Origin of the sequence: Pseudonocardia aurantiaca (assembly GCF_039526725.1) — a bacterium.
In the GTDB taxonomy this organism is placed as follows: domain Bacteria; phylum Actinomycetota; class Actinomycetes; order Mycobacteriales; family Pseudonocardiaceae; genus Pseudonocardia; species Pseudonocardia aurantiaca.
The window spans coordinates 83,023-108,178 of record NZ_BAAAJG010000010.1; the positions used below are offsets into that span (position 1 = coordinate 83,023).

The following is a 25,156-nucleotide window of genomic DNA, read 5'->3' on the forward strand; positions in this document are numbered from 1 at the left end:
GTCTTACCCGTGGTAGCCGTCATCACACGACAGCGTCGGGGTAGACGGGCTGCCACATTGCGTCCTGCACGGCCTGCACGACGTCGTCGGTCTCGACTCGGGCGACGCCCTCGTCAAGCGCTTGATGTACGACGGCGACCGCGACGGTGGCGGAGGCGGCGCGAAGGTTGGCCACCTCGGGTAGCAGCGACGCACCGCGGGTGGCGGTGTCGACCAAGCCGGCGATTGCATCGGCGGCGGCGCGGATCATGCCCGGGGTGACGTGTTTGGCGCGGGCGACCACGGTGCCCAGCCCGAGGCCGGGGTAGACCAGCGCGTTGTTGGCTTGCCCGATCTTGTAGTCGACGCCGTGGTACGGAACTGGCTGCCACGGGGTGCCGGTGCCGATCAGCGCTAGGCCGTCGGTCCAGCTCACGAGGTCGGCCGGGTGCGCCTCGATCTTCTCGGTGGGGTTTGACAGCGGGAAGATCAGCGGCCGCTCGACGTGCGCGGCCATGTCCCGCACGATCGGCTCGGTGAACGCACCACCCATTGTCGAGGTCCCGACGAGGATCGTCGGATGCACCTCGGCCACCGTGGTGGCCAGTGTGATCCGTCCCTCGCCGTCCCGCGGGTAGCCCTTGGCCTCGCTCGCCGGCCGGGCGTAGGGCGTCTGGAAGTCGCGCAGGTCGCCCATATCGTCGAGCAACAGGCCCTGCCTGTCGACAAGCCACACCTGCCGGGTCGCCGCGTCCACCTGCGCGCCGGCGCGGACCATCGCGGCGCGGATCTGGTCGGCGATGCCCACCCCCGCGGTGCCGGCGCCGAAGACGACTACCCGCTGGTCGGCCAACGGCGTGCCGGCCACGCGCACCCCGGCGAGGATCGCCGCCAGGGTGATCGCGCCCGTACCCTGCATGTCGTCGTTGAAGATGCACGCCTTGTCGGTGTGCTCCAGCAGGATGCGCCGGGCGTTGGACGGGCCGAAGTCCTCAAAGTGCAGCAGCGCCTTCGGGAACAGCCGCGACGCGGTCGAGATGTAGGCGTCGATCAGCCGGTCGTAGGCCGGCCCCCGGGTGCGGGAGTGCCGCACCCCGACGTAGAGCGGGTCGTTGAGCAGGGCCTCATTGTCGGTGCCCACGTCCAGCATGACCGGGATGACCCGGCCCGGGTCGATGCCCGCGGCCGCGGTGTAGACGGCCAGCTTGCCCTGCGAGATCGCCATCCCGTTGCTACCCCAATCGCCGATGCCAAGGATCTCCTCGGCATCGGTGGCCACCAGAAGATCAACATCCTCGGCGCCGAACCCGATGTTCGCGAACGCCGTCTCCACCCCGCCCGGGTCGTCGACCGATAGGTAGACCCCGCGGGGCCGCTGGTACTCGTGGCTGTACTGCTCGATCGCCTCGCCGACGACCGGGTCGTACACAATGGGCAGCATCTCGATCAGGTGGTCGACCAGCAGCTTGTAATACAGCGTCTCGTTGCGGTCCCGCAACGCCTCCAGGAACGTGTTCTTCGCGAGCGGCGTCGGCTGGCCGATGAACTGCCCGTACGCGCGCATTGCCTGCTGCTCCAGCGTTTGCATTGTTGGCGGTAGCAGGCCTGCTAGCCCGAGGTCGGCGCGCTGCTGCGGAGAAAAGGCTGTGCCACGGTTGCGGATCGGATCCCGGAGCACCGCAATCCCGGGAGAGCCCACCGTCGTCTTGTCCGCGCTCACGGTGTGTCCTTTCCTTCCGATGACTGCCTGGAATTTCACGGCCGCGTTGCGCCGACCGATGGGCATGACGAAACCCCGGCCCCTAACGCACGATTTCCCCACCATTATCCCCTTCGGCGCCCGGCGGCACATCACCGGCAGCCCCAATACGGGTCTGGACGCTGACCGGAGTCTCCGGGTGCCTGCTACCCGGTAGCGCAGTCACCCTTTCGCCAGGCGCTGACGGCTTCCCGGACAGTCGTGTGCAGTTCGGCGGGTGGTTCCGGGTCGAGCAAGATGACAATCCCGTCGTCCTCCCGCTGGTCGGACACCTGCTGCGCGATCAGCACGCATTGGCCTGCGCCGCAGCACTTGTCCTCGTCAACGGTCACGTTCATCGCGGCTGTCGTTCGGTGGGGAAACGGGCGCGAGCCACAGCCCGACGATCGAGTCGATCAAGCCGGTGCCGGCTTCCTGCCAGCTGACCCTCGGTGTAGGGGTGCCTTCGGCGACGGCGCGTTCGCGCTCGGCGAGCATGTGCACCATCAGCAGCCGAGCCATGTCGCCGCGTTCGAGGTGCACGTCGAGCGGCAGGTCGGGAAGGCACCGGTTGAGGCCGTCGATGATCTGGTTGAGCGACGGGGAACTAAGGTTTTCCTCGATCATGATCTCGCGCAGCCCGGGGTCGGTCATCACCTGCGCGCTGAACCGCGCGAACCAGGTGGGGCTGCTGTGGGCGGCCAGGTAGTCGGTGGTGGGACGGACCACGCAGGCCACCCAGTCCGGCGAGGCCCAGGCACCGCCGCGGACGGACACCGTCGTGATCGTTCTGGCCGTCGCGGGGATCGTGGTCGCGCTGATGCAGACCCTGGTCATCCCGCTGATCCCAGAGCTGCCCCGGCTCCTGAACGCCTCGGCGGCCGACACGACCTGGGTGATCACCGCCACGCTGCTCGCCGCCGCCGCCGCGACACCGGTGGTCGGACGGCTCGGAGACATGTACGGCAAACGGCGCATGCTGCTGGTCAGCCTCGCCATGTTGGTGGCCGGGTCCATCGTCGTGGCCCTCAGCTCCCGCGTGGTCCCGGTGGTCGTCGGGCGCAGCCTGCAGGGACTCGCAGCCGGGGTCATCCCGCTGGGGATCAGCATCATGCGCGACGTCGTCCCGGCAGGGCACGGCTCGGCCACGGCGCTGATGAGCTCGTCGCTGGGCGTGGGCGGCGCCCTCGGCCTGCCCGCGGCGGCCCTGCTGGCCCAAACTGCCGACTGGCACATCCTGTTCTGGACCGCAGCCGTCCTCGGCGCCCTCGCCGCCGCGCTCGTGCTCACCCTCGTGCCGGAATCCCGCGTCCGAAGCGGCGGTCGCTTCGACTTCGTGGGGGCCGCCGGATTGTCCGCCGCCCTGGAGTGCCTCCTGCTCGCCATCTCCAACGGCGCGGGCTGGGGCTGGACCAGCGCAATCACCCTCTGCCTTGCCTGTGCCTCGATCGGCACGCTGCTGCTGTGGGGCTGGTGGGAGCTGCGCACCCGGCAGCCATTGGTGGACCTGCGCACCACCGCTCGCCCCAGGTGCTGCTCACCAACCTCGCATCCGCCGTGTTCGGGTTCGCCATGTTCGCGATGACCCTGGCGCTTCCGCAGGTGCTGCAGCTGCCGACGGCCACCGGCTACGGGCTCGGCCAGTCCATGCTGGCTGCGGGCCTGGTGATGGCCCCGTCCGGCCTGGTCATGATGGCCATGTCTCCCGTGTCGGCACGCATCTCGGCGACCCGGGGGCCGAAGGTGACACTTATGCTCGGCGCCGCCACCGTCGCCGCCGGCTACGGGCTCGGTGTCGCGTTCATGTCCAGCACCTGGCACCTCGTGGCCGTCTCGACCGTGATCGGCGCCGGCATCGGGCTCGCCTACGGGAGCATGCCGGCACTCGTCATGGCCGCCGTGCCGATGTCCGAGACCGCCGCCGCCAACAGCCTCAACACGCTCATGCGCGCCATCGGCACCTCGATCTCCAGCGCGGTCGCCGGCGTTGTTCTCGCCCAGCTGACCGTGACCTCCGGCGCCGCGACGTTCCCCTCCCAGAACGGCTTCCGCCTGGTCATGGCCATCGGCGCCGCCGCCGCCCTCATCGCCGCCTTCCTCCCCCGCCGCCACATGGCCCCCACCGCCCCGGTAACGGCCACAGCACCGACCGGAGGGCAATGAGTGGGACGTCAGCCGCGTTATGTCGAGCCGGACGGGGCGAGCCATCGGAGCAGCGCAGAACCGACCGGCCCGGACCCGGTGCGCCTGCACATGCGCTACATGACGCTGGACGGCGACACCGTGCTGGACTCCGACTGGTGGGTACTGGCGGCCGAGGGACCGGCGGCCGAGATGGCGGCCGAGATGGCGGCCGCCGGCCTCGACGTCGACAGCTCCCTGGACGACCTGATCGTCGCCCGCCGCCCGGCCGGCTGAGCCTGGCTCGGACCTGGTCGACTGCTGTGGCCGCGGCGTGCGGTCAGTGGACCGATTGGGCGGCGGCAAGGATCTGGTTGGTGACCTCCACCGGGTGCGAGATGAGCGTCAGGTGCGAGCCGCCGGGCACCTCCACGATGTGGGAGTGCGCCCGCTGGGCCATGGCGAGTTCCGACTGCGGCGTGATGATCTGGTCGTTCATCCCGATCACGTACCAGGACGGGATCGTCTTCCATGCCGCGGCGGCCGAGGGGGTGTCGAACGCGGCCGTGGCGGCGGGCCGCTGCGTTGCCCAGAGCTGTTCCGCGGTGCGCGCGGGCAGGTCGGGGGCGAAGTTGTGCAGGAAGATGTTCTCCTTCAGGTAGTACTGCACAGCCCCGGCGGGGCCGCCGGCGTACGGCACGCTGTCGAACAGCGTGGCGGGGTTTCCGCTCAGGGCCGAGGTCTTGCCGCTGAGCTGTCCGTTCGTCTCACCCACGTCGGGTGCGGCCGCGTCGACGTAGACCAGGGCCTTCACGTTGGGGTTGCCGGCGGCGGCGTTGGTGATGACCGCGCCGCCGTAGGAGTGGCCGACCAGCACGATCGGGCCCTCGATGGTCGACAGGAAGTCCTTGACCTCCTCGGCATCGCTCGTCAGGCCACGCAGGGGGTTGTCGATGGCCCGCACGACGTACCCGTCGCGCTGCAGGGCGTCGACCTCCCCGTTCCAGCTCGAGGCGTCGGCAAACGCACCGTGCACCAGCACGATGGTCGGCTTGGGGGCGGCCTGGGCCGGTGCGGCGTGTGCGGCCGGTGCGGGATCGGCCGGGGTTGCGGCCTGCGCCGTCGTACCTGTGACGGTGGCCAGGCCAAGCGCGAGAACGGCCGAGAATGCGCCGGCCAGGAGCGCGGAGCGCAGCTTTGTGGACGAAGTGTGCATGGGTGGATCTCCAAATAAGCGGGCGTGATTGCCCGAGGGGATGAATGTGGTTCCCGGATGGCTCTGCGCGAGGCCTATCGCGCGGGCGAGCAGCGCCGGAGGTTCGCGTGGAGATCGCGTACCACGTGGGCTTGTTCCTCCACGCCGCGACGGTGGTCCTGCCTGAGAACAGTGAAGTCGAGATCGGTCCACCGCCGGCTTGTCCTGCCCGTGGAATCCAGCCGGATCCCGCCAATGCCCGGCACGACCGGCCAGACGGCGGTCCCCAGCCCCGGGTGTCGTCCCGGCCCGCCCGAGCCTCGCTCTTGATCATCAAGCGCCGAGGTCGGCGAGCATCATCGCGGCGTGCGACCCGCCAGCGCGCGGCTGGGAGTCGACAATGAGCAGGCCGTCGAGCGGTGCGGTCATGAGGTCCTCCTGAGACGGACCGCGCGAGCAGGTACTGGACTAGTGGACTAGCCACGTAGACTGTGGGTCAATACCTGCTACCTGGCAAAAATGGAAGAGGCACCCGACCGATGGCACCTCGACGCGATACCGGGCGGCGCTCGGCGAGGTTGCGGCCCGTCAGCCGCCCCCGGCTGTACGAGCAGCTCGTCGAGCGGCTGCTGGACTACATCCACAGCGAGCGGATGAAGGTGGGCGACCGGCTCCCGGCCGAGCGCGAGCTCGCCACCCAGCTGGGCGTCAGCCGGGCATCGGTGAGCCAGGCGCTGGTCGCACTCGAGGTGCAGGGAGTCATCGACGTGCGGCACGGCGACGGCGCGGTGATCCTGGACGTCTCGGCGGAGCGGCAGATCCGGGCCGCGCTGCGCGCTCGCCGTCACCGGCTGCGAGAGGTCATCGAGGCACGGGAGGCCCTCGAGGTGAAGCTCGCCGCGCTCGCCGCCCAGCGGTGCACGCCCGAGGACATCCAGGCCATCGACGATGCCCTCGGGCTGATGGCCCGCGAAATCGCCCAGGGCGAGCGGGGCCTGGCGGGCGACGAGCACTTCCACGCCGCGGTCACCGCGGCGGCGCATTCCGGGCTGCTCGCCGGCCTGATGGCCGAGATCGCCGAGCTGATCCGGGAGAGCCGCATCGAGTCGCTGGCACAGCCCGGTCGGCCCGAGGAATCGCTGCTGGCACACCGCAGGGTGGCCGACGCGATCCGGGCCGGCCACGCCGAAGCGGCGGCGACCGCGATGGCCGCGCACATCGTCGCCGTCTCCGACACCGCGCTGCTGCGCGAGGACTGAGCCAGCCGGTGCGCGGTTACGCTGGGGCCGCGGCGGCGCTCGCGGCAGGCGCGCTACCGGGACTAGCCGGACGCTGCGGTCGGACTGCTGCGGTTCATCAAGCGCGCTCAGGAACTCGGCTTCACGCTCGACGAGGTCGAGGAGTTGCTGCACCTGGGCGGCGGCGGTCCAGACACCTGCGATGCCGCTCGGGCGGCCCGAGGGTGCGCTACCGCCCCGGCGGGGCCAACCGGTACACCGCCCCGGCAACGTCGTCGGTTACGTAGATCGCGCCGTCCGGACCGACGACCGCGGCGACGGGACGACCCCAGCGAGAACCGTCCGCGGCCTGGAACCCGCCGACCAGGGTCTGCTGCGGCCCCAGCCCGCCGTCCCGCCAGGGGAAGAACGACACCTCGGGCGCCCGCGGAGGAGACGCGTTCCAGGATCCGTGGACGCCGACCAGCGCACCCCGCGCGTAATCACCGGGCAGGCCGCCGTCGACGAACGACAGGCCCAGCGGCGCCGAGTGCGCCCCGAGCGCCTGCTCCACCGGTGGCAGTGACGCGCAGTCGAGCCGACTCCCATCAGGGTTCGTCTCGACGTCGACGGTGAACGGGACGTTCGACAGGTTCAGCGCGGTGCCGGCGACGCCGGGTTCCACGTCGGGGTCCGGGTTGCAATACGGCCATCCCAGGTTCCGGCCGGGTGTGAGCCGAGCCAGCGCCTCGGCCGGGTGGTCCCGGACGTAGGCAACGATGACCTGGCCGCGCGACGACCCCGACGCCCCACCGTACGGGCGGTCGAACGGGTACTGAATGTTGTCCCGGTTGTTCACCGCGGTCCACACCGCACCGTCGGGAGCAACGGCCAGGCCGGTGCCGTTACGCACGCCGACCGCGAACGGTTCGGGCGCACCGCCGCCAGGAGGGACCCGGAGGATCGACGCCCGGGGCGGACGCGCGGTGAGGTCGTCGACGGAGATATTGCCGGTCGAGCCGACCGAGACGTAGACCGCACCGTCCGGGCCGACGGCCACGCTCTTCAACGCGTGCGCGTACTGACCCCCTAGGTCCGCGCTGCGCGCGTCGGGCAGGCCGGTGACGACGGGCCGCGGGTCGATCGCGGCGCCTGCCGAGTAGGCGTAGGCGTCCACCCGATCGCTCTGCGAGACGTAGAGGGTCGACCCGGCGAAGGTCAGCCCGTGCGGCTGGTTCAGCCCCGCCAGCAGGACCGACTCGCTCGCGGTGCCCCGCCCGTCCGGCACCAGCCGGACAACCGAACCCTGCGCCGGCACCGAGACCAGCAAGGCGCCGTCCGGCGCCCAGACGGCGAGCCGCGCCGACGGCACCCGGGCGAACACTGACATCGTCCAGCCGGAAGGAACGAACACCTGCCGGGGCGTGTCGAACGGGGACGCGCCCACCCCGGCCGGGACGGACACCTGCACCGGCACCAGGCCCGCGGACACGGCGGCGCGCGGCGCCGCGTCCTCCGGCTCGGGAACCGAAGCGGAGGAGATCGAGGAGCAGGCTGTGGCCAGCGCCGCGAGGGCTGCCACCACCAGCATGCGGGGTGAGACCATTTAGTCCCTCCAGGTCGGGGATCTCAGGGTCATGTTCTCCAACCGGATGTCGGGCACCCGTGTGATTGCAGGACGAGCTTGCCCCGAATCCGGTCGGACGGTCGGGCCCTTCACCCAGCCGGCCCTCCCCCGCGTGGGCCCACCGGGCTTCCCCACGATCAGCTTTTTCGAGCGAGAAGCGCCTGCTCGGGCCCGTGGAGAAGTACGGTCATCACCTCGGCCTGTTCGAGCAGGAGCTCACCACGGCACTGGGGCAGATCGAAAGGATGCTGTCGCCAAGTGCAGATGCCGCCAGTCCACTGTGAATCGGACGACGTCGCGGCGGACGCTCACTCCGGGCTCCCAGCGAGCTCGACGGCCCGGGAGACCTCCCGGCGCACGGCCGGGACGACATCGTCGCGGAATAGGCGCACCGACCGCAGCACGACGTTCGAACGGGGTGTGGAGCGACAGATGGGGCCCGAGCCGTAGCCCGGGCCCCATAGCTGCGATGGCGATGCGATCAGGCAGCAGCCGCCTTCTTGCGGCCGCGGCGCTTCGGCGGCTCGGCCACGACCTCGGGCTCCGGCTCCGGCTCCTCGACACGCGCAGGAGCGCTCCCCCGGTTCTCGTAAGCCTCCAAGACGCTGGACGGGATCCGCCCGCGACCCGACACCTCGTGACCGTTGGCGTTGGCCCACTCACGGATCGCCGTGGTTTCCTCGCGAGACCGCGAAGAACGAGACGCGCTCTTCTGCCGCGTCACCGGCACACTGCTTCCACCAGCGCGACGCGCAGCGCCTACGAACGGAGCGAGCACGTCACGCAACTCGGCCGCGTGCGTCTCACTCAGGTCGATCTCGAAGGTCCTTCCGTCGAGCCCGAAGGCGATCGACTCGGCGGCCTCGCCGCCGTCGAGGTCATCAACGAGCCTGACCTCTGTAACCTGCGCCATATTCCTACTTCCATCCATGCTTGTTCGGAGGGGGCAAGACCGATTCTCCACAAAATTGATGAAAAGTCGAGCTGGCAGCTTGCGTGTTGGACGTCGTCTCGCGCCCCGCGGTATGTCATGTGCGCTCGGGCGCATCGGGCCTCGTGGATCGTGCGCCTTCCGAATTCAAGCGAGGATGATGGCCAGGAGGGTCCTGAACGACTCCGCCCGTAGCGAGCGGCGTCCAGGTGGTCCCCGCCTGGGCCTCGCGCAGTAGGGCCGAGTTGTTCAGGGCGCTCCCAGTGTCGACCAGAGCGAACATGGCTCAGCGCACGTTCACGTACTCACCCAGCCTGCGTCACGTCGCCTTCCGGTCGGCGGCGCGACAGGGACGTCCTTGCCCATGTGCTCCGTGACCAAGTGCCGCAGCCGAGGCCCGTCGATCAGCTCGATCCGACCGTTCTCCTGCGCCTTGGTCCAGCAGCCGCTCGCGAACCACGAGGTCGTCACCAGGATCGCCCGGCCGGCCCGCTTCTCCTCCATCGCACCGACGAGCTCGCGGATGCGATTGACCCCCAGCACCCGCGTGTACTTTGGCCTGCACGATCGTCAACCCGCCCACGATCGGATCCCTGTCGAACACGACCGCGTCGACGTCGTCATCTCCTGTGCGATCGGTCGTCCAGCCCTGCATGCCCATGCTCTCGAATACCTGCCGCACGAAGTGCTCGAACTCGGTGGCCGTCATCGCCGTCAGATCCGAACGCGAGTCCACGCTCAATGCCACGTCGACCGACGAAGGGAGGACTTCGCGCGGTCGAAGTCCCGCACAGGTGGCAGCCGACCCTTGCCATGCGGCGCGTGAGGGTGCACCGTGTCTCGATCGAGCGGAGGCAGCCGAAGCCGATCCGGGAGCGGCCGTGGGTGACCCTTGGGGATTCCTCCGCGCCGCCCGTCAGAACCCGCGGCGCCGTCCAGTCGACCTGCGCTTGCGTGACTGGCGCGAGGTCTACGAACCGATGCCGGCAGACCGGCTTCGCCAGCAGGCCGGTCGGTGCATGGACTGCGGCATCCCGTTCTGCCACGAGGCCTGCCCGCTGGGCAATCTCATCCCCGAATGGAACGACCTCGTCCGGCGCGCCGACTGGCGCCGGGCGATCGAACGACTGCACGCCACGAACAACTTCCCGGAGTTCACCGGGGTGCTGTGTCCGGCACCGTGCGAATCGGCGTGTGTACTGGCGATCAACTCCGATCCGGTCACCATCAAGCAGGTCGAGTTACAGCTCATCGATCACGCCTGGGACCAGGGATGGGTGACACCCCTCCCGCCCACGGCACGGACGAACCGGACCGTCGTTGTCGTCGGCTCCGGTCCGGCCGGACTCGCTGCCGCCCAGCAGCTCACCAGGGTCGGACACAACGTGATCGTCTACGAACGCGCCGACCGGTTCGGTGGACTGCTGCGCTACGGCATCCCCGAGTTCAAGATGCAGAAGTGTCGGCTCGACCGTCGCCTCGAGCAGATGAAGGCCGAGGGCACGATCTTCCGGGCCGGAGCGGAGGTCGGCATCGACCTCACCGCCGAAGAGCTCCGATCCCGATCGGACGCCGTCGTGCTCGCCTGCGGCGCCACCGCCTGGCGCGAGCTCCCCATGCCCGGTCGCGAGCTCGACGGGGTCCACCTGGCGATGGAGTACCTGACCTGGGCCAACCGGATGCAGCAAGGCGACGTAGAGGTATCGCCGATTTCCGCCGAGGGTAAGGACGTCGCCATCATCGGAGGGGGAGACACCGGAACCGACTGCCTCGGCACGGTCCATCGCCAGCGCGCCCGGTCGGTCGTGCACCTCGACATCCGGCCACGCCCACCCGAGCGGCGCACCGTGAACATGCCATGGCCGACCTACCCCACGATCCATCGGACATCCCCGGCCCACGAGGAAGGCGGCACGCGTCTGTTCAGCATGGACACGCTCGAGTTCCTCGGCGACGAGAACGGTCGGCTGCAGGCGATCAAGATAGTTGAGGGGTTCCGCGACGAGCACAAGAGATTCCACCCAACAGCCCAGGCTCCAGCGGTGATTCCGGTGCAGCTCGCCCTGCTCGCGTTGGGATTCCTCGGCCCCGAGCACAGCAGGCTCTTGGCCGACCTCGGCGTGGAGCTCGACCAGCAGGGCAACGCCGCACGCGACGAGAACTTCATGTCCAGCGTCGAGGGCACCTTCGTCGCGGGCGACATGGGCCGCGGTCAATCACTGATCGTGTGGGCGATCGCAGAGGGCCGCGCCGCCGCGGCATGTGCCGACGACTACCTCACCGGACGCGATATCCTTCCCCGCCCGATCCAACCCACCGATCGCCCGATCGCTTGAACCGGACGCGTTCACGCTCGGCAAGCCATATCGGGAGCGATCCAGTGTGAAGTGTCACGCACCCCGTTGTTCCCATCAATGGGCGCCCGCCATGTGGCGCGCGACTCCGAATTCCAGTGCCGTCCGCCCTTCTGCCACTGGACCTGAGGTGTGGAGCATGAGTCCGCAGCCGGCGGCCAGCCTGGCTAGTTCGTCGACAGTCCGTTCCCGGCCGCCGAAGCACATCAGCATGAACAGGTCGATCGCGGTGTCCGCCCCCTGCCCCCGCACCGGCTCGATCACCACCACGGTGCCGTTCGGTGCGGCGGCCCGACGGCACCCCGTGAGGATCTTGCGGGCGTGGTCGTCGTCCCAGTCGTGCAGGATGTCGGACAGAAGATAGGCGTCGGCTCCGACCGGCAGGGGGTCGAAGAAGCTGCCGGAAACGGCGCTGGCCCGATCATCGAGTCCGGCTGCCGCGAATCTGTCGGTAGCAGCGGTAGCCGTCGGGGATAGGTCGAGAACCCGTCCGCGCAGATCGGGATGGGCGTGCAGGATCGCCGCGAGCACGGTCCCATCTCCCCCACCTACATCGAGGATCTCGGAGAATCGGCTCCAGTCGAAGCGTTCAGCGATCTGCGGCGCCTGCGCCCGGAATCGCCAATTCATCTGGGCATCGAACGAGTGCCGCAATTCCGGCCTGGTGTCGAGGTCCGCCCAGAATTCGCGCCCATATCGGTGCACGTAGGCGGGAGCGCCTGTGGTGATTGTCCCGAGCAGTTCGACGAAGGCAAGTTCAGCGCGCCCGCCGGCACAGTTGATGTCGAGTAAGGGCTTGATCCCTTCCGGAGCGTCCTCGCTCAACTGCGCGCCGAGGTTCGTGGGTCGATAGTGACTGGACTCCATATCGAGGTCGAAGACACCGATCGTGACCAGATGATCAAGCAAGCATCGTATGGCCGGCGTCGCGGTTCCGGTCTCGGAAGCGAGTTGCTCCGCCGTTGTTCCCGCGCTCCCCGCGCGCTCCACCAGGCTGAGCGTCGCGGCCACCCGTATGGACATGGGGGTAGCCAGATCGGCCATGGCTCGAATCGAAGGTGCTGCCGTTGGTCGGTCCATCGTCTGAACCTATCCAGGCTGACCCGACTGCCTCAGCCCTGGCCAGATCACGGCTCCACCCGCTCGTTCGACCCGCGCGCCACCGGAACCGGCGACACGACATTCCTAGCTGGGAGGACCGGCTCGCGCGCCGGCAGAATGAGCTGGAGCTGTTCGAGCAGCTGGACGAGACACCCTGGGTCACGCTGGCCAGGGCGGAAGCCGAGGTCGGCGTTTCCCGCTCGGCCCTGCGGTCCTGGTACCGCAACGGCGAGATCCAGTCCCGGCTGGTGGACGGCCCGAACGGGCCGCAGCGCCTGGTCCAGCTGGACGCGGTGATCGAGCGCGCCGCCGCGTCACCGCGCATTCAGCGCAGGGCGGAACGGGAAGTCAGCCTGGAAGCCCAGGTCACCCTGCTACGGCACCGGGTTGATCAGCTTGAGCTGCGGCTGGCCGCGCTGGAGCGGAAGTGACCGGCTCGAGCAGCACCCTCAAGAAGTTTGCGAGTGTAGCGAGGCTCGACGTTCAGCCGGCCGTGGTGATGACGGGGGTGCGGACGGGCGGGGGCGCGTCCTCACGTAGCCCTAAGCGCTGATGCATGCGCCGCAGCGGCGCGGGGGCCCACCAGTTGGCGCGGCCCGCCAGCCGCATCGCGGCGGGCACGAGCACCCCGCGGATGACGGTGGCGTCGACGAGCACGGCCAGTGCCATGCCCACGCCGAGCTGCTGCAGGAAGGTCACCTCGCTGGTGGCATAGACGGCGAAGGACACGGCGAGGATCAGCGCGGCGGCGGTGACCAGCGGTGCGGAGCGGGCGATCCCCCGCGGAACCGAGCCGAGGACGTCGCCGGTGCGGTCGTAGTCGGACTTGATCCGGGCGAGCAGGAACACCTCGTAGTCCATCGAGAGCCCGTAGGCGATGCAGAACATCAGCAACGGGATGCTCGGCTCGATCACACCGGTCGGGGTGAAACCGAGCAGCTCAGCCAGGCCGCCGTCCTGGAAGCCCCAGACGAGCACCCCGAACATCACCGACAGCGAGAGCAGGTTGAGCACCGACGCCTTCAGCGGCGCGACGACCGAGCCCGTCATGAGGAACAGCACGACGAACGTGACGACCAGGATCAGCGCCGCGACCAGCGGCAACCGCTCTGCCACGCCATCGCGGTAGTCGGTGAGCTCGGCGGGGTAACCGCCGACGAACACGTCAGTGGGCGCGGGCAGGGCCCGGACCTCGGCGACGAGTCCTGTCGGGTCGGCGGCGAGCCGCTCGCCGGTGGGAAGGACCGCGAACCAGGTGCCCGCGTCCGCGAGGTCGCTGAACCGGCCCGGGGCACCCGGACCCGCAGCGCCCGTCCGGACCCCGGCGCTGAACGCCCCGGCTGCGGAGTCGACCCGCAGCACCCCGTCGAGGCGCGAGAGGTCCGCGGCGTAACGGGCGACCGCCGCGTCGCCGCTGGGGAGATCGGGGGCGACGACCTGCAGTGCGTCGGCGTCCTCGGTCCCGAAGTCCGCTCGGATCGTGTCGTACATGGATCGGACGGGCTGGCTCGAGGGCAGCACCCGGTCGTCCGGCGAGCCGAAGTCGATACCCAGGGCCGGGGCCCCGAGCAGTAGCAGGACGAGCAGGCCGGCGCCGCCCGTGGCCACGGGACGGCGCATCACGCCGGTGGCGACGCGGAACCAGAAACCCTGCTCGTCGCCGGCGGCGGCCGCGGGCGAGCCGCGTCGTTGCACCCGGTGGCCGAGCAGCCGCAACGCGGCGGGCAGCAGGACCACCGACCCGGCGATGGCGGTGACCACGACCGCGATCCCCGCGTAGGCGAACGAGGACAGGAACGGGAAGGGGAACACGAACAGCACGGCGAGCGACGCGGCGACCGTCGCCCCGCTGAACACCACGGTCCGGCCCGCGGCGGACAGGGCGGCGCGCACCGCGTCGTCGATGCCGCGGCCTGCGGTGAGCTCCTCGCGGAACCGGTAGATCATGAACAGGCCGTAGTCGACGCCCAGCCCGATGCCCATCACCAGCGCGATGTTCGAGGCGAACGTCGAGACCTCGGTGAACATTGCGACCACCCGCAGGATGCCGAGCGTCCCGACCACGGCGAACACCCCGACGCCGAGTGTCACCAGCGCGGGTGCAAGCCTGCGGTAGACCACCCACAGCAGGAGCAGCACGAGCGGCGCGATGATCAGCTCGGCGCGCAGGAAGTCGGTACGTGCCTGCCCGGCGACCACACGGAAGACCTCGTCGCCGCCGCCGAGCGCAACGCTGATCGGACCGGCGTTCGCGGGCGTGACGACGTCGGCGGCGATCGCGGGAAGGAGCGTGCCGCGCACGTGGTCGGCGTCGCCGGGGACCCACGCCAGCACGAGCGCGTGCCGCCCGTCCTGCGAGGCGAGCGTGCGCGGGGCGTCGGGGCTCCAGTAGGACCAGGCGTCGCCCACACCGGAGTGGGCCGCGAGCGCGGCGGTGAGCCGCCTGCCCGCGTCGGCGACGACGGGCTCGTCCACCGAGCCCCCGGGCGCCGTGACCAGCAGCGTGACGTTGGGACTGCCGGTGCCGAACCGCTCGCCCAACACCGCGCGGGCGGCGACCGACTCCGAGCCGGGGGCCTCGTAGCGGTTGAGCGACAGTGCGTCGATGGTGCCGGCGGCCAGTGCGGCGAGTGCGGCGAACACCAGGCCCGCGGCCAGCAGCACGCGGACCGGGAAACGGGTGACGAGATACCCGAGCATGGGTTGCCTTCCTGCTACCGTGTCGAAGACGAGCGATATGTCGTATTTGCCCGACGGGGTCGACAATACGAGCAAACGCTCGTGTTGTCGAGGAGAGGGGTGGTCATGGCGACCGGACGGGTGGCCGAGCAGGCTGTGACGGGACGCGTCCCCAGGAGGCGGGCCCGCGGTGAGTGCCGGATGGCGCAGATCCTGGAAGCGGCCGCAGAGGTGTTCCACACCGTCGGTTACGAAGGGGCGACGACCAACGCGATCGCCGCGCGCGCCGGCATCTCGCCTGGGTCGCTCTACCAGTTCTTCGGCAACAAGGACGAGATCGTCCGCGCGCTGATCGAGACCTACGTCGTCGGGCTCGGCGCCGCCCATGTCGCAGCCCTCGACGGCGAAGACCTCGCCGCGCTCTCCCTGGACGACCTCGTCGGGCGTGTGCTCGACCCGCTGGTTCGCTACAACCGCGAGCACAGGGCATTCAAGGCGCTCTTCGCGCGCACCGACATGCCCCGGGCACTGAGCGAGGCCACCGGTCCGCTGCACGAGGCGATGCTGCAACGGGTCGTCGCTCTGCTCACCGCCCGCGCGCCGCAAAGCTCGCCCGCCGACCTACGGCACGCAGCCATCGTCGCAATCCAGCTGGTCAAGGCCCTCATGCCGATGATCGCGGTCGACGACATGACCGAGAGCGAGCGATACCGACGCGAGCTGCACCTGCTCCTCGTTGACTATCTGAGCCGGGTGGAAGGTAGTTAAGGGCAGAGGGGCGCTGGCCGTCGTAGCGGACACCGGCTATCCGTGCGCTGGTAAATCGGCCGGACACCCGGTCCGGTCCTGGTACGTTGCCGGGCATCGGGCCTCGCGGTTGGGGGCCACGCTGGTGTGCCGGGAAGCCTGGTCGGCGGCAGCGCCTGTCGAGAGACAGGTCCCTCAACAGAAGGGACGGCCGCCATGGCCAGCGCGCGCACCGCGACAAGCCTCGCCGATTCCTGGGGCATCCACCCGCACCAGTTCTGGCTCCGCCGGCAGCAACCGGAGCAACCGGTGCAGTTCGACGCCCAGACCGGCATGTGGAACGTGTACGGCTACCCCGAGACGCTGCAGGTGCTCAGCGACCCGCGAATCTTTTCCTCCAACACCCAGCGGCTGGTGCCCGATCTTGCCGACAGCGACACCCTCAGCGAAGGCAACCTCGTGCAGATGGACCCGCCGCTGCACCGCAAGCTACGCACGCTGGTCAGCCACGCCTTCACGCCCAAGATCGTTGCGGGCCTCGAGCCGCGGATCCGCCAGCTGACCACTGAGCTCCTCGACGCGGTGTCTGATCGGGACCGGATGGAGCTCGTCGCCGACCTGGCCTACCCGCTGCCGGTGATCGTCATCGCCGAGCTGCTCGGCGTACCCAGCTCTGATCGCCACCTGTTCAAGCAATGGGTGGACGGGATGTTCAAGAGCAACCAGCAGGTGTCGATCGTCAAGCGCTCCGAGCAGCAGGACCGCCAGATCGCGGCGGCGATGGAACAGGTGCAGCACCTGCGGGGCTACCTCGCCCAGCACGTCGCGGAGCGCCGGCGCGCCCCGCGCCACGACCTGCTGAGCAAGCTTGTACAGGCTGAGGTCGACGGCGCGCAGCTCAGCGACAACGAGGTGACGAACTTCGCGATGGTGCTGCTCATCGCCGGGCACATCACCACCACGATGCTGCTCGGGAACACCGTGCTGTGCCTAGACGCATACCCCGACCAGGCCGCCCGAGTCCGCGCGGACCGTGCGATGGTGCCCGCCGCGATCGAGGAGTCGCTGCGCTTCTTCAGCCCGTTCGCCGCGCTCGGCCGGGCCACCACCACGGCGGCGGACCTCGGCGGCGAGCAGGTGCCGGGCGACCAGCTGCTGATGGTGTGGATCGCTGCGGCGAACCGAGACGGACGCCAGTTCGCCCGCCCACACGAGTTCGACCCGTCGCGGGATCCCAACCCGCACGTGGCGTTCGGCCGCGGGATCCACTTCTGCATCGGAGCCCCACTGGCCCGGCTGGAGGGTCGGGTGGCGCTGAACCTCCTGCTCGACCGGTTCCCTGAGCTGCGCACCGATCCCGACAACCCACCCGCGTTCATCCCGTCACCGAACATAACCGGGGTCCGGGAGCTGCCGCTGCTGCTGGGCCCTCAGGGCTAGGACGGCTGAGCACGCGTGCGTACCGCGTCGGTCCGCCGGTCAGGCTCTCCCTACCCGTGCGCCCGATCCTGGTCCAGTATCGGGCGACATGGAAACGTGGGACGCAATCCGATCTCGCCGTAACGTGCGGCATACGCCGACCGGAGCATCCCCCGAGACCACCTGGACCGTGTGCTCGAGGCGGGCCGCCGGTCACCGTCGGCGAACAACTGGCAACCTTGGGACTTCGTCGTCGTGACCGACCGCACCCGCCTGACAGAGCTCGCTCAGGTCTGGCAGGGCGCAGGCCACATCGCTCGGTCGGCGGCGACCATCGCGCTCGTCGCTCCCGCGCCCCGCGACGACAGAGCGCAACAGTTGCTGCAGTTCGACCTGGGCCAGGCGACGATGTGCATCATGCTGGAGGCGACTGACCTGGGCATCGGGAGCGGACACGCCTCGGTCGCCGACCAGGATCTCGCCCGCTCGCTCCTCGGGTTTCCAGAAGGCCGCTTCTGCGCCTACCTCATCGCGCTCGGCTATCCCGCCGACCGGCCGCTCGCGCCGATAGCGCGCCCGAACCGGCGGCCGTTCGACGAGGTGGTCCATTGGGAACGGTGGTAGTCGGTAACCCACGGATCGCGTCAGTGCTGCTCGTCGACCTGACGGCGAGTCGTTGCACGCCCCCCGGAGGGCCTCTGTCCGTTCTGGGAGCGTGTTCGAGGTGTTCTACTCGCGGGCGAGCATGGCGGCGGCTTCGCGTTCCAGGTCGACGAAGGGCTGTCCGCTGACGTCGACGGCCACGCGGTGCAAGGTGCCGGTGAACGCCCACGGAGCGGTGCCGGGGTAGTCGTCGGTGACGGGCTCGCCGGCGTCACGGCCGGCGTTGAGGTCTTCCCCGGCCGCATCCCGTTCTGGGTCCACGCGCTCGAGCTTGGTCCAGCCGGTCCAGCGGCTGCCGAAGCGAGGCCATGGCCCCTGAGGTCGAAGGTCACCACGTCGTGGTCGCGCCGCAGCAGCTCGGTCAGCTCGTGCAGGTCGGCCTGTGTCGAGCTCAGCCCAGGGCACAGGACCAGCGGTCGTCCCCGGCCGCCGCGAGACACCGGGATCGCGACGCCGTCGTGGTGGACCGTGAAGGTTTTCGTGGTCATGCCGACCATGCTGAGAGGTTGACCCAGCGTCAGGGTCAACCGTCGCGGCGACATGACCTCCGCACACCCGCGGCCGCCGACCGGTGCCCCCACCGGCCGCGGCCGGCTGTCGTACGAGCGCGACGAGTACCTGACCCCGCCTGCCGTTCCCGGGGTACTTGCAACCTGCGGGTTGCAGTCGAAGCTCAGGTATGCAATCGTTCAGTTGCACATCAAGCCGAGGGAGGAAGCCGTGAACGACACCACCTACACCGCCGCGGAACTGGACGAGCTCGACCGGATCGCCCGGCAGATCGACATCGACGCCCCGGCCGAGCGGGTGTGGGACCTGATCGCCCGGCCCGGCTGGTACATCAACGACGGCGTGGTGGAGGACGAGCCCGACCTGCACTACGAGGGCGATGTGTCCGTGGTGCGCCACCCGTCGCTCGGCGAGTTCCGGTTCCGGACGGTGCAGCTGGACAAGCCACGCTACGCCGCGTTCCGCTGGATCGGCACGCCGTGGCGGGACGGCGCAACGCCCTCGACACTCGTCGAGTTCTGGATCGACGAGCGCGAGGGCGGCGGGGTGACCCTGCGCGTTGTGGAGAGCGGGTTCGCCAGCCTCGCCGACGACCCGGCCGCGTGGCTGAAGGAGCGCGAGGGCAACGACAAGGGCTGGCTGGCCGAGCTCGAGGCCGCGAAGGCGTTCGTCGAGAGCGCGCCGGTCCCGACGACGCGGCCGTGACCGCCGCCCTGCCCGCCATGTGCGCCGCGCTCGGTGACCCGACGCGCTGGGAGATCCTCACCCGGCTCGGCGAGGGCCCGATGTCGGCGTCCGCTCTGGCCAGGGTCCTGCCGGTGAGCCGGCAGGCGATCGGCAAGCACCTGGAGGTGCTGCGCGAGGTCGGGCTGGTCGAGTCCGAGCAGCGCGGGCGCGAGGTCGCCTACCTCGCCGTCGGCGCCCGGCTCAACGCGCTAGCCCGGGAACTCGACCGCATCGGCCGATCCTGGGAGACCCGCCTGCTGCGGATCAAGGAACTCGCCGAGTGGCCCGACCCCAACCGGCGACCCAGCCCCTGATCACCACACCTGGCCCGGCTGCGACCACCGGCGAGCGCTCGCCGGCGGTGGGCCACGGGCTGCGTCAGCGGGAGCGGATCCGCCTCCATGTAGAGGCCCTCTGCGCACTCCGGGGGCCGGCGCTGAGCGCGACCGAGCTCGACACACTGCTGCCCGCCCTGCTCCTGTCCAACGAGGCGACCCGGCCGGGGCCGGGCCCCGGTCGCACACCGATCATCCGTCACGGGTGGTGGCACCCGGCCGCCGTACCAACACGATGGGCCGCGGGCCGATCGTGCCCAGGGCCGCGCCCTTCCGACGCCTGTACGAGGAGGACCCATGGTTCATCGGCACGTGTCGCGGAAGGACCCGGAGGCGGACGCTCCCATCGCACCGGCCTACACCCAGCGGCTGGATCTCGAGCCCATCCCCAAGTTCCGGATGCCCGAGCAGGGCGCCGCACCGGAGGCCGCCTACCGCCTGATCCACGACGAGCTGCTGCTCGACGGCAGCTCTCGGCTGAACCTGGCCACGTTCGTGACGACGTGGATGGAGCCCGAGGCCGACCGGCTGATGGCCGAGGCGTTCGACAAGAACATGATCGACAAGGACGAGTACCGGCAGACCGCCGAGATCGAGCGGCGCTGCGTGAACATGGTGGCGCACCTGTTCAACGCGCCGGAGGACGGCGACTCGATCGGCGCCTCGACCATCGGGTCCAGCGAGGCCGTCATGCTCGCCGGCATGGCGCTGAAGTGGCGGTGGCGGGCGCGCCGGGCCGCCGCCGGGCTGTCCGTCGACCGGCCCAACCTGGTCCTCGGCTCCAACGTCCAGGTCGTCTGGGAGAAGTTCTGCCGGTATTGGGACGTCGAGCCGCGCTACATCCCGGTGCAGCACGACCGCTACGTGATCACCCCGGACGAGGTGGTTGCGCGGATCGACGAGAACACCATCGGCGTCGTCGCCATCCTCGGCACGACCTACACCGGCGAGCTCGAACCGATCCGCGAGATCCACGACGCCGTTGTCGCGCACAACGCGGCGACCGGCCACGACGTGCCGGTCCACGTGGACGCGGCCAGCGGCGGTTTCGTCGCACCGTTCCTGCACCCCCACCTGGCCTGGGACTTCCGCCTCCCGATGGTCAAGTCGATCAACGTCTCGGGGCACAAGTACGGGCTGGTCTATCCCGGCGTCGGCTTCGTCGTGTGGCGCGAACGCGCGGACCTGCCCGAGGACCTCGTCTTCCACGTGAACTACCTCGGCGGGGACATGCCCACGTTCACCCTGAACTTCTCCCGTCCCGGCAACCAGATCATCGGCCAGTACTACAACTTCCTGCGGCTGGGACGGTCCGGCTACCACCGTGTGATGGCGTCACTGCGCGACCTCGCCGTGCACACCTCGTCCCGGATCGCCGCACTCGGACCGTTCGCACTCGTCAGCGACGGCAGCGCGATTCCTGTATTCGCGTTCCGGCTCACGGACTCGGCGCCCTACACCGTCTTCGACGTCTCCGAACGGCTGCGAATCGCGGGCTGGCAGGTCCCCGCCTACACGATGCCCGACGACGCGACCGACGTCGCAGTGATGCGGGTGGTGGTCCGCGAGGCCTTCAGCTACGACCTGGCGGAGGCCCTCGTCAACGCGCTCGCCGACGCCACCGACTACCTCACCGAGAACCCACCGGCAAAGCCCACCGCCACGCACGGCTTCAGCCACACCTGACGACGGTCTAGCCACCGCAGCCCCTCGGGACTGCTCGTCACTCTTGCTCCCCGGCAGGCCATCGAACGCCGTGGTCCGGCGGTCGTGTGGCCCGGCCGTCCTGCACTTCCCGAGCGGTCGCGCCATCCGTGCGTCCGGGTCCGGCGACCAGCGCCGTCCCGTCGCTGAAGAGCACGCCGTCGGCGCAGCGCGCCTCGACCTTCCCGCCGGCGAACTGCTCGGTGTAGAGGCGGGCGTACAGGCCGTTCGTCGCGAGCAGTTCGGCGTGCGTGCCGCGCTCGACCACCCGGCCCGCCTCCACGGCGAGGATCAGATCGGCGCCGAGGATGGTGGAGAGCCGGTGCGCGATGGCGATCGTGGTGCGCCGCCTCGTCGCGTTCTCCAGCGCCTGCTGCACCAGCCGCTCGCTGGTGGTGTCCAGCGCGCTGGTGGCCTCGTCGAGGATGAGGATTGGCGGGTCCTTCAGCAGTACCCGCGCGATCGCGAGCCGCTGTTTCTCCCCGCCGGAGAGCCGGTAGCCACGCTCGCCCACCACCGTGTCATAGCCGTCGGCGAAGGACAGGATGCGGTCGTGGATGTTGGCCGCTCTGGCGGCCTCCTCGATCTCCGACTGGTCGGCGTCGGGCTTCGCGTACCGGATGTTGTCGCGGACCGTGGAGTGCAGCAGGTACGTGTCCTGCGTGACCATGCCGATAGCGTCCGCCACCGAGGCCTGCGTGAGCCCGCGGACGTCGCGCCCGTCGAGCAACACCCGACCGCGGTCGACGTCGTAGAGCCGTGGGACGAGGTAGGAGATCGTCGTCTTGCCCGACCCGCTCGGCCCGACGATCGCGGCCAGCTGCCCCGGTTCGACGGTGAAGGAGACGTCGCGGACGGCCCACGTACCCCGGCCATCGCCACCGGCCCCGTTGCTCCGCGTCCGGTCTGCCGCCGGTGCCGTGTCCGTCGCGGCATCCGGCGCGGGGGCGGGCGGATAGGCGAACCACACGCGGTCCAGCTCGACGCCCCCGCTGACGGTGGCGGTCTCGAGCGTGCGCGCGTCCGGCGCGTCCACGATCCGCGGCCGCATGTCCAGGTAGGCGAAGATCCTGGCGAAGAGCGCCAGCGAGGTCTGGACGTCCAGCGAGACGCGCAGCAGGTTCACCGTGGGGAAGAGCAACCGCGACTGCAGGGTGCTGAACGCGACGATGGTGCCGGCGCTGACCCCGATCCCCGCGGCGATGAGGAACCCGGCCACGAGGTAGACCAGCGCCGGGGTGATGCCCATGAACGTCTGCACCACGGCGAAGAACGACTGTCCCGACATCGCCTGGCGCACCTGCAGGTCGACCTGGCGGGTGTTCTCCTCGCGGTAGCGCGCCACCTCGTAGGCCTGCCGGTTGAACACCTTGGCCAGCAACACCCCGGACACCGACAACGACTCCTGGGTGATCGCCGTCATGTCCGACAGCGACTCCTGGGTCCGCCCGGCGAGCTTGCGCCTGACCCGCCCCACCCGCACCTGGAGCAGCAGGAACAGAGGCGTCATCGCCACCGCGACGAGCGTCAGCTGCCAGCTCAGCAGGACCATCGCGACCAGCGCGGCCACGACCGTCACGACGTTGCCGAGGATCGAGCTCGCGGTCTCCGACAGCACCGACTGCACGCCGCCGACGTCGTTCGCGAGCCGCGACTGGATCGTCCCGGTCCGCGTCGCGGTGAAGAAGGCCATGTCCATCCGCTGCAGGTGCTCGAACAGCCGCCCGCGTAGGTCGGCCATCACGCGGTTGCCCAGCAACGTGGTCCGGTAGGTCTGGTAGACCCCGATCAGGGCCGACACGACAGGCACGGCGACCATCCCGCCCACGAGCCACGCCAGCAGCGTGAGGTGCACGCCGCTGCCGTCCACCGGAAAGAGCGCACGGTCGAACGCGGCCTGCGTGAGGAACGGGGTGATGATCCCCAGCCCGCTGCTCAGCAGAACGGCTGCGGCAATGACCACCAGACTCGTCCGGTAAGGGGTGAAGAGTGACCACACCCGCCGACCCAGCCGGTCGGACTCCATGGCGCCGACCCTAGCCCTGGATCACCGTGGCATGTGACGATCGCTGCCCCTACCCACGAGGAGCCCAGGAGGGACGCTCGCCCGTGGGCCGTGAGGTGCACATGAGGGCTGTTGGATCTTAACTGGGCTTGCTCTGATGTTCATCTCACGGCGGCGGCCGGTGCGTGGATGTGTGCAGAGCCTGGGGTGCATGGGGGTCGGCTGGACGTGGTCGCAGGCTCTGCACACACATACGCGCCCAACTACTTGATGCCCAACCGCTCGCGCAACGCGTCCAGCAACGTGGTCCGGGTATCCACGACCAGTCGGTGTCGCGTTCCGTCCACCCGCAGCGAGATCTCCAACTCCATCTCGCCGCGTCGCGGCTCAACCGGCTTCTACAATTGTTCACTCGCCCCCGCACTTTCAGCACCTCAACCCAGCCTGGCGTACTGCGGCTGGGTGGGGACCAAGATGACCGTCGGCCCGTCCGCCTCGGTCGCGATCTTGAACTGGATCCTGATGTCGTCGGCTGTCTCCGCGTGGGCGGCCCGGCAACCGAACCCCTTGGCGACGGATGCGATGTCCAGCCCGGGCAGATCGAGTCCCGGCACGCCAGGCGCCTGCTCGAGCTCCGCGAACGACTTGAGGATGGAGTACTCGCCGTTCCGGAAGACCACGAAGACGATGGGCAGCTTGTGCCGGGCGGCAGTCCAGATCGCTTGAATCGAATACTGGAACGAGCCGTCCCCGATGGTGGCGATGACGGTCCGCTGGGTTCCCCGGGCGCGATCACCCAGCGCGACACCCACCGCACCCGGCACACCCCATCCGATTCCGCCGCTTCCGGTGGTGAAGAACGACCCGGACCGCACCGTGGGCAGCCATTCGGCCTGTACGGCCATGGTGGACGTGGACTCGTTGACGATGACGGCGTCCGCCGGTCGCACGTCCCGCAGAGCCGCGTAGGCCTCGGCGGGGGTCAACGGAGTGCTCGGGCTGCTCGGCAAGCGGTGCGGCCACGACAGCGGAGTCGGCGCCACCCGGCCGGACTGGCTGTCGACCTTGTCGATCAGAAGATCGATCGTCAGTTTCGCATCGCCCAGCAGACTGTCGCCTGAGTTGGCGTAGGCCGCGGTGTCGGGATCGCAGGTCACGTGCAGGAGTTCGGTCCCCTCCGGCAGGTAGCGACCGGGCACGAACGGGTAGTAGCGGAAGACCGGCGCGCCGATGACGACCACGAGATCGTGCCCGGTGAGCTGCTCACTCACCCCGGCGATGGTCATCGGCAGGTTGCCCTGGTAGAGCGGGTGGTCCTCGGGGAAGGACACACGGTCGGCGAGCGGCGACGAGCCGTACACCGCCGCTTGCAGCTTCTCCGCGAGCGCGACGGCGCAGTCCCATCCGCCGCTGCGGTCGACCTCCGGGCCGAAGACGAGAGCGGGGCGGCTGCTGTTGTCGATCCGCTCCGCGAACTGCGCCAGCCGAGCGACGTCGGGCGCCACCCGGTGACTGACCTCCCGCACCAGTGCCGGCCCGAGGGCCGGCTTCACCCAGTCGTCGAGCGGGATGGACAGGAACACCGGACCGGCCGGGGGCTGCAGAGCGGTCGCATAGGCCCGCATGAACGCGGCGGGAACATCCTCGGCGCGCGCCGGCTGGTAGGCCCACTTCACCCACGGTCTGGGCAGCATGGTCTCGTCGCGGTTGGCCAGATAGGGCTCGCTGATCACCATTTCCCGATGCTGCTGGCCGGCGGTGATGATCAGAGGGGTCTTGGCGTCGTAGGCCGCGATCAGACTTCCCATGGCGTTCCCGGTGCCGGCTGCGGTGTGGACGTTCACCAGGGCCGGCTTGCCGGTGACCTGCGAGTACGCGTCGGCCATCGCCACCACCGACGCTTCCTGGAGCGCCAGGATGTAGGTGAAGTCGTCGGGAAAGTCCTTCAGGAACGTCTGTTCCGTCGAGCCGGGATTTCCGAAGACTGTCGTCAGTCCGAGCCTGCGGAGCAGGTCGTAGGTGGCGTCGTGGACGGACGTCGGTGTGCTCATGTGATCGATTACTCCAGTTCGAAGACGGTGGCTGCTTCGGCGGTCGCGCAGTCG

The 25,156-nt window shown here is 69.7% G+C and carries 19 protein-coding genes and 6 pseudogenes; 12 read left to right on the top strand and 13 right to left on the bottom strand.

Going from position 1 to position 25,156, the window contains the following annotated elements:
* Positions 1–22: 22 nt before the first annotated feature.
* From ABD143_RS16085 to ABD143_RS16095, 3 genes and pseudogenes are all read right to left on the bottom strand, one after another.
* Positions 23–1,699, bottom strand: a complete 1,677-nt coding sequence (locus ABD143_RS16085) for an NAD-dependent malic enzyme (RefSeq protein ID WP_343978204.1) — start codon at positions 1,697–1,699, stop codon at positions 23–25.
* A gap of 185 nt (positions 1,700–1,884) precedes the next feature.
* A complete protein-coding gene (locus ABD143_RS16090) occupies positions 1,885–2,076 on the bottom strand; it encodes a ferredoxin (RefSeq protein WP_343978207.1) in 192 nt (63 codons plus the stop codon).
* Positions 2,060–2,461 (bottom strand): annotated as a pseudogene (locus tag ABD143_RS16095) (TetR/AcrR family transcriptional regulator); the annotation flags it as partial. The gene ABD143_RS16090 and the pseudogene ABD143_RS16095, both read right to left, overlap by 17 nt.
* A 76-nt stretch (positions 2,462–2,537) precedes the next feature.
* On the opposite strand from ABD143_RS16095, the pseudogene ABD143_RS16100 reads away from it, so the two are divergent.
* Together ABD143_RS16100 and ABD143_RS16105 are read left to right on the top strand one after the other, a co-directional pair.
* A pseudogene (locus tag ABD143_RS16100) lies at positions 2,538–3,880 on the top strand (MFS transporter).
* Positions 3,881–4,135 (top strand): hypothetical protein, encoded by a 255-nt coding sequence (locus ABD143_RS16105; RefSeq protein WP_343978210.1) that lies wholly within the window; start codon positions 3,881–3,883, stop codon positions 4,133–4,135.
* Positions 4,136–4,178: 43 nt separating this feature from the next.
* On the opposite strand, the gene ABD143_RS16110 is transcribed toward ABD143_RS16105, so the two are convergent.
* Positions 4,179–5,054 carry an alpha/beta fold hydrolase gene (locus tag ABD143_RS16110; protein WP_343978213.1) on the bottom strand — a complete coding sequence of 292 codons (876 nt, stop codon included), beginning with the start codon at positions 5,052–5,054 and terminating at the stop codon, positions 4,179–4,181.
* 518 nt (positions 5,055–5,572) lie between these two features.
* Between ABD143_RS16110 and ABD143_RS16115 the strand changes: the two genes are divergently transcribed.
* Positions 5,573–6,292, top strand: coding sequence for a FadR/GntR family transcriptional regulator (locus tag ABD143_RS16115; protein ID WP_343978216.1), 720 nt, complete (start codon positions 5,573–5,575; stop codon positions 6,290–6,292).
* Between the two features lie 96 nt (positions 6,293–6,388).
* Positions 6,389–6,475, top strand: a pseudogene (locus ABD143_RS16120) (MerR family DNA-binding protein); the annotation flags it as partial.
* Between the two features lie 25 nt (positions 6,476–6,500).
* Here the strand turns inward: ABD143_RS16120 and ABD143_RS16125 are convergent.
* From ABD143_RS16125 to ABD143_RS38210, 3 genes and pseudogenes are all read right to left on the bottom strand, one after another.
* Entirely contained in the window at positions 6,501–7,856 is a 1,356-nt protein-coding gene (locus tag ABD143_RS16125) for a PQQ-dependent sugar dehydrogenase (protein WP_343978219.1), read from the bottom strand.
* A 502-nt stretch (positions 7,857–8,358) separates the two neighbouring features.
* Complete coding sequence (locus tag ABD143_RS16130) at positions 8,359–8,790, bottom strand: histone-like nucleoid-structuring protein Lsr2 (protein ID WP_343978222.1); 432 nt, start codon at positions 8,788–8,790, stop codon at positions 8,359–8,361.
* 315 nt (positions 8,791–9,105) lie between these two features.
* A pseudogene (locus ABD143_RS38210) lies at positions 9,106–9,517 on the bottom strand (restriction endonuclease).
* A gap of 172 nt (positions 9,518–9,689) precedes the next feature.
* Between ABD143_RS38210 and ABD143_RS16140 the strand changes: the two are divergent.
* Complete coding sequence (locus ABD143_RS16140) at positions 9,690–11,144, top strand: glutamate synthase subunit beta (protein ID WP_343978228.1); 1,455 nt, start codon at positions 9,690–9,692, stop codon at positions 11,142–11,144.
* 75 nt (positions 11,145–11,219) lie between these two features.
* Here ABD143_RS16140 and ABD143_RS16145 read toward each other — a convergent pair whose 3' ends face one another.
* A complete protein-coding gene (locus ABD143_RS16145; RefSeq protein WP_343978231.1) occupies positions 11,220–12,206 on the bottom strand; it encodes a methyltransferase in 987 nt (328 codons plus the stop codon).
* Positions 12,207–12,229: 23 nt separating this feature from the next.
* On the opposite strand from ABD143_RS16145, the gene ABD143_RS16150 reads away from it, so the two are divergent.
* On the top strand, positions 12,230–12,694 hold the full coding sequence (locus tag ABD143_RS16150) for an excisionase (protein ID WP_343978234.1): 465 nt from the start codon (positions 12,230–12,232) through the stop codon (positions 12,692–12,694).
* Between the two features lie 52 nt (positions 12,695–12,746).
* Here ABD143_RS16150 and ABD143_RS16155 read toward each other — a convergent pair whose 3' ends face one another.
* The gene (locus ABD143_RS16155; RefSeq protein ID WP_343978237.1) at positions 12,747–14,963 is read right to left on the bottom strand and encodes an MMPL family transporter; all 2,217 of its coding nucleotides are present in this window, start codon (positions 14,961–14,963) and stop codon (positions 12,747–12,749) included.
* A 105-nt stretch (positions 14,964–15,068) separates the two neighbouring features.
* Here ABD143_RS16155 and ABD143_RS16160 point away from each other — a divergent pair, with 105 nt between their 5' ends.
* The 3 genes and pseudogenes from ABD143_RS16160 to ABD143_RS16170 form a co-directional block, all read left to right on the top strand.
* Positions 15,069–15,710: a TetR/AcrR family transcriptional regulator gene (locus ABD143_RS16160; protein WP_343978240.1), complete on the top strand. Its 642-nt coding sequence runs from the start codon at positions 15,069–15,071 to the stop codon at positions 15,708–15,710.
* Between the two features lie 195 nt (positions 15,711–15,905).
* A complete protein-coding gene (locus tag ABD143_RS16165) occupies positions 15,906–17,129 on the top strand; it encodes a cytochrome P450 (RefSeq protein ID WP_343978243.1) in 1,224 nt (407 codons plus the stop codon).
* 141 nt (positions 17,130–17,270) lie between these two features.
* A pseudogene (locus tag ABD143_RS16170) lies at positions 17,271–17,732 on the top strand (nitroreductase family protein); the annotation flags it as partial.
* A gap of 105 nt (positions 17,733–17,837) precedes the next feature.
* Here ABD143_RS16170 and ABD143_RS16175 read toward each other — a convergent pair.
* Positions 17,838–18,032, bottom strand: coding sequence for a hypothetical protein (locus tag ABD143_RS16175; RefSeq protein ID WP_343978246.1), 195 nt, complete (start codon positions 18,030–18,032; stop codon positions 17,838–17,840).
* A gap of 459 nt (positions 18,033–18,491) precedes the next feature.
* Between ABD143_RS16175 and ABD143_RS16180 the strand changes: the two genes are divergently transcribed.
* The 3 genes from ABD143_RS16180 to gad all read left to right on the top strand — a co-directional run bounded on the left by ABD143_RS16180 (position 18,492) and on the right by gad (position 21,028).
* Positions 18,492–18,986, top strand: coding sequence for an SRPBCC family protein (locus tag ABD143_RS16180; protein WP_343978249.1), 495 nt, complete (start codon positions 18,492–18,494; stop codon positions 18,984–18,986).
* Positions 18,983–19,321 (top strand): ArsR/SmtB family transcription factor, encoded by a 339-nt coding sequence (locus ABD143_RS16185; protein WP_343978252.1) that lies wholly within the window; start codon positions 18,983–18,985, stop codon positions 19,319–19,321. Before ABD143_RS16180 ends, ABD143_RS16185 begins: the two co-directional genes overlap by 4 nt.
* Positions 19,322–19,639: 318 nt before the next feature.
* The gene (gene gad, locus ABD143_RS16190) at positions 19,640–21,028 is read left to right on the top strand and encodes a glutamate decarboxylase (protein ID WP_343978255.1); all 1,389 of its coding nucleotides are present in this window, start codon (positions 19,640–19,642) and stop codon (positions 21,026–21,028) included.
* Positions 21,029–21,065: 37 nt separating this feature from the next.
* Here the strand turns inward: gad and ABD143_RS16195 are convergent, their stop codons facing one another.
* The 3 genes and pseudogenes from ABD143_RS16195 to mdlC form a co-directional block, all read right to left on the bottom strand.
* Positions 21,066–23,072, bottom strand: coding sequence for an ABC transporter ATP-binding protein (locus tag ABD143_RS16195; protein ID WP_343978257.1), 2,007 nt, complete (start codon positions 23,070–23,072; stop codon positions 21,066–21,068).
* A 248-nt stretch (positions 23,073–23,320) separates the two neighbouring features.
* A pseudogene (locus ABD143_RS16200) lies at positions 23,321–23,422 on the bottom strand ((2Fe-2S)-binding protein); the annotation flags it as partial.
* Positions 23,423–23,485: 63 nt separating this feature from the next.
* A complete protein-coding gene (mdlC, locus tag ABD143_RS16205; protein WP_343978260.1) occupies positions 23,486–25,102 on the bottom strand; it encodes a benzoylformate decarboxylase in 1,617 nt (538 codons plus the stop codon).
* Positions 25,103–25,156 lie beyond the last annotated feature (54 nt).

Bases quoted from the DNA above. Each gene is read 5' to 3' on its own strand.
- ABD143_RS16110 (WP_343978213.1), bottom strand. From the start codon at position 5,054: ATGCACACTTCGTCCACAAAGCTGCGCTCCGCGCTCCTGGCCGGCGCA.
- ABD143_RS16145 (WP_343978231.1), bottom strand. From the start codon at position 12,206: ATGGCCGATCTGGCTACCCCCATGTCCATACGGGTGGCCGCGACGCTC.
- ABD143_RS16090 (WP_343978207.1), bottom strand. From the start codon at position 2,076: ATGAACGTGACCGTTGACGAGGACAAGTGCTGCGGCGCAGGCCAATGC.
- ABD143_RS16125 (WP_343978219.1), bottom strand. From the start codon at position 7,856: ATGGTCTCACCCCGCATGCTGGTGGTGGCAGCCCTCGCGGCGCTGGCC.
- ABD143_RS16155 (WP_343978237.1), bottom strand. From the start codon at position 14,963: ATGCTCGGGTATCTCGTCACCCGTTTCCCGGTCCGCGTGCTGCTGGCC.
- mdlC (WP_343978260.1), bottom strand. From the start codon at position 25,102: ATGAGCACACCGACGTCCGTCCACGACGCCACCTACGACCTGCTCCGC.
- ABD143_RS16165 (WP_343978243.1), top strand. From the start codon at position 15,906: ATGGCCAGCGCGCGCACCGCGACAAGCCTCGCCGATTCCTGGGGCATC.
- ABD143_RS16160 (WP_343978240.1), top strand. From the start codon at position 15,069: ATGGCGACCGGACGGGTGGCCGAGCAGGCTGTGACGGGACGCGTCCCC.
- ABD143_RS16115 (WP_343978216.1), top strand. From the start codon at position 5,573: ATGGCACCTCGACGCGATACCGGGCGGCGCTCGGCGAGGTTGCGGCCC.
- gad (WP_343978255.1), top strand. From the start codon at position 19,640: ATGGTTCATCGGCACGTGTCGCGGAAGGACCCGGAGGCGGACGCTCCC.
- ABD143_RS16195 (WP_343978257.1), bottom strand. From the start codon at position 23,072: ATGGAGTCCGACCGGCTGGGTCGGCGGGTGTGGTCACTCTTCACCCCT.
- ABD143_RS16130 (WP_343978222.1), bottom strand. From the start codon at position 8,790: ATGGCGCAGGTTACAGAGGTCAGGCTCGTTGATGACCTCGACGGCGGC.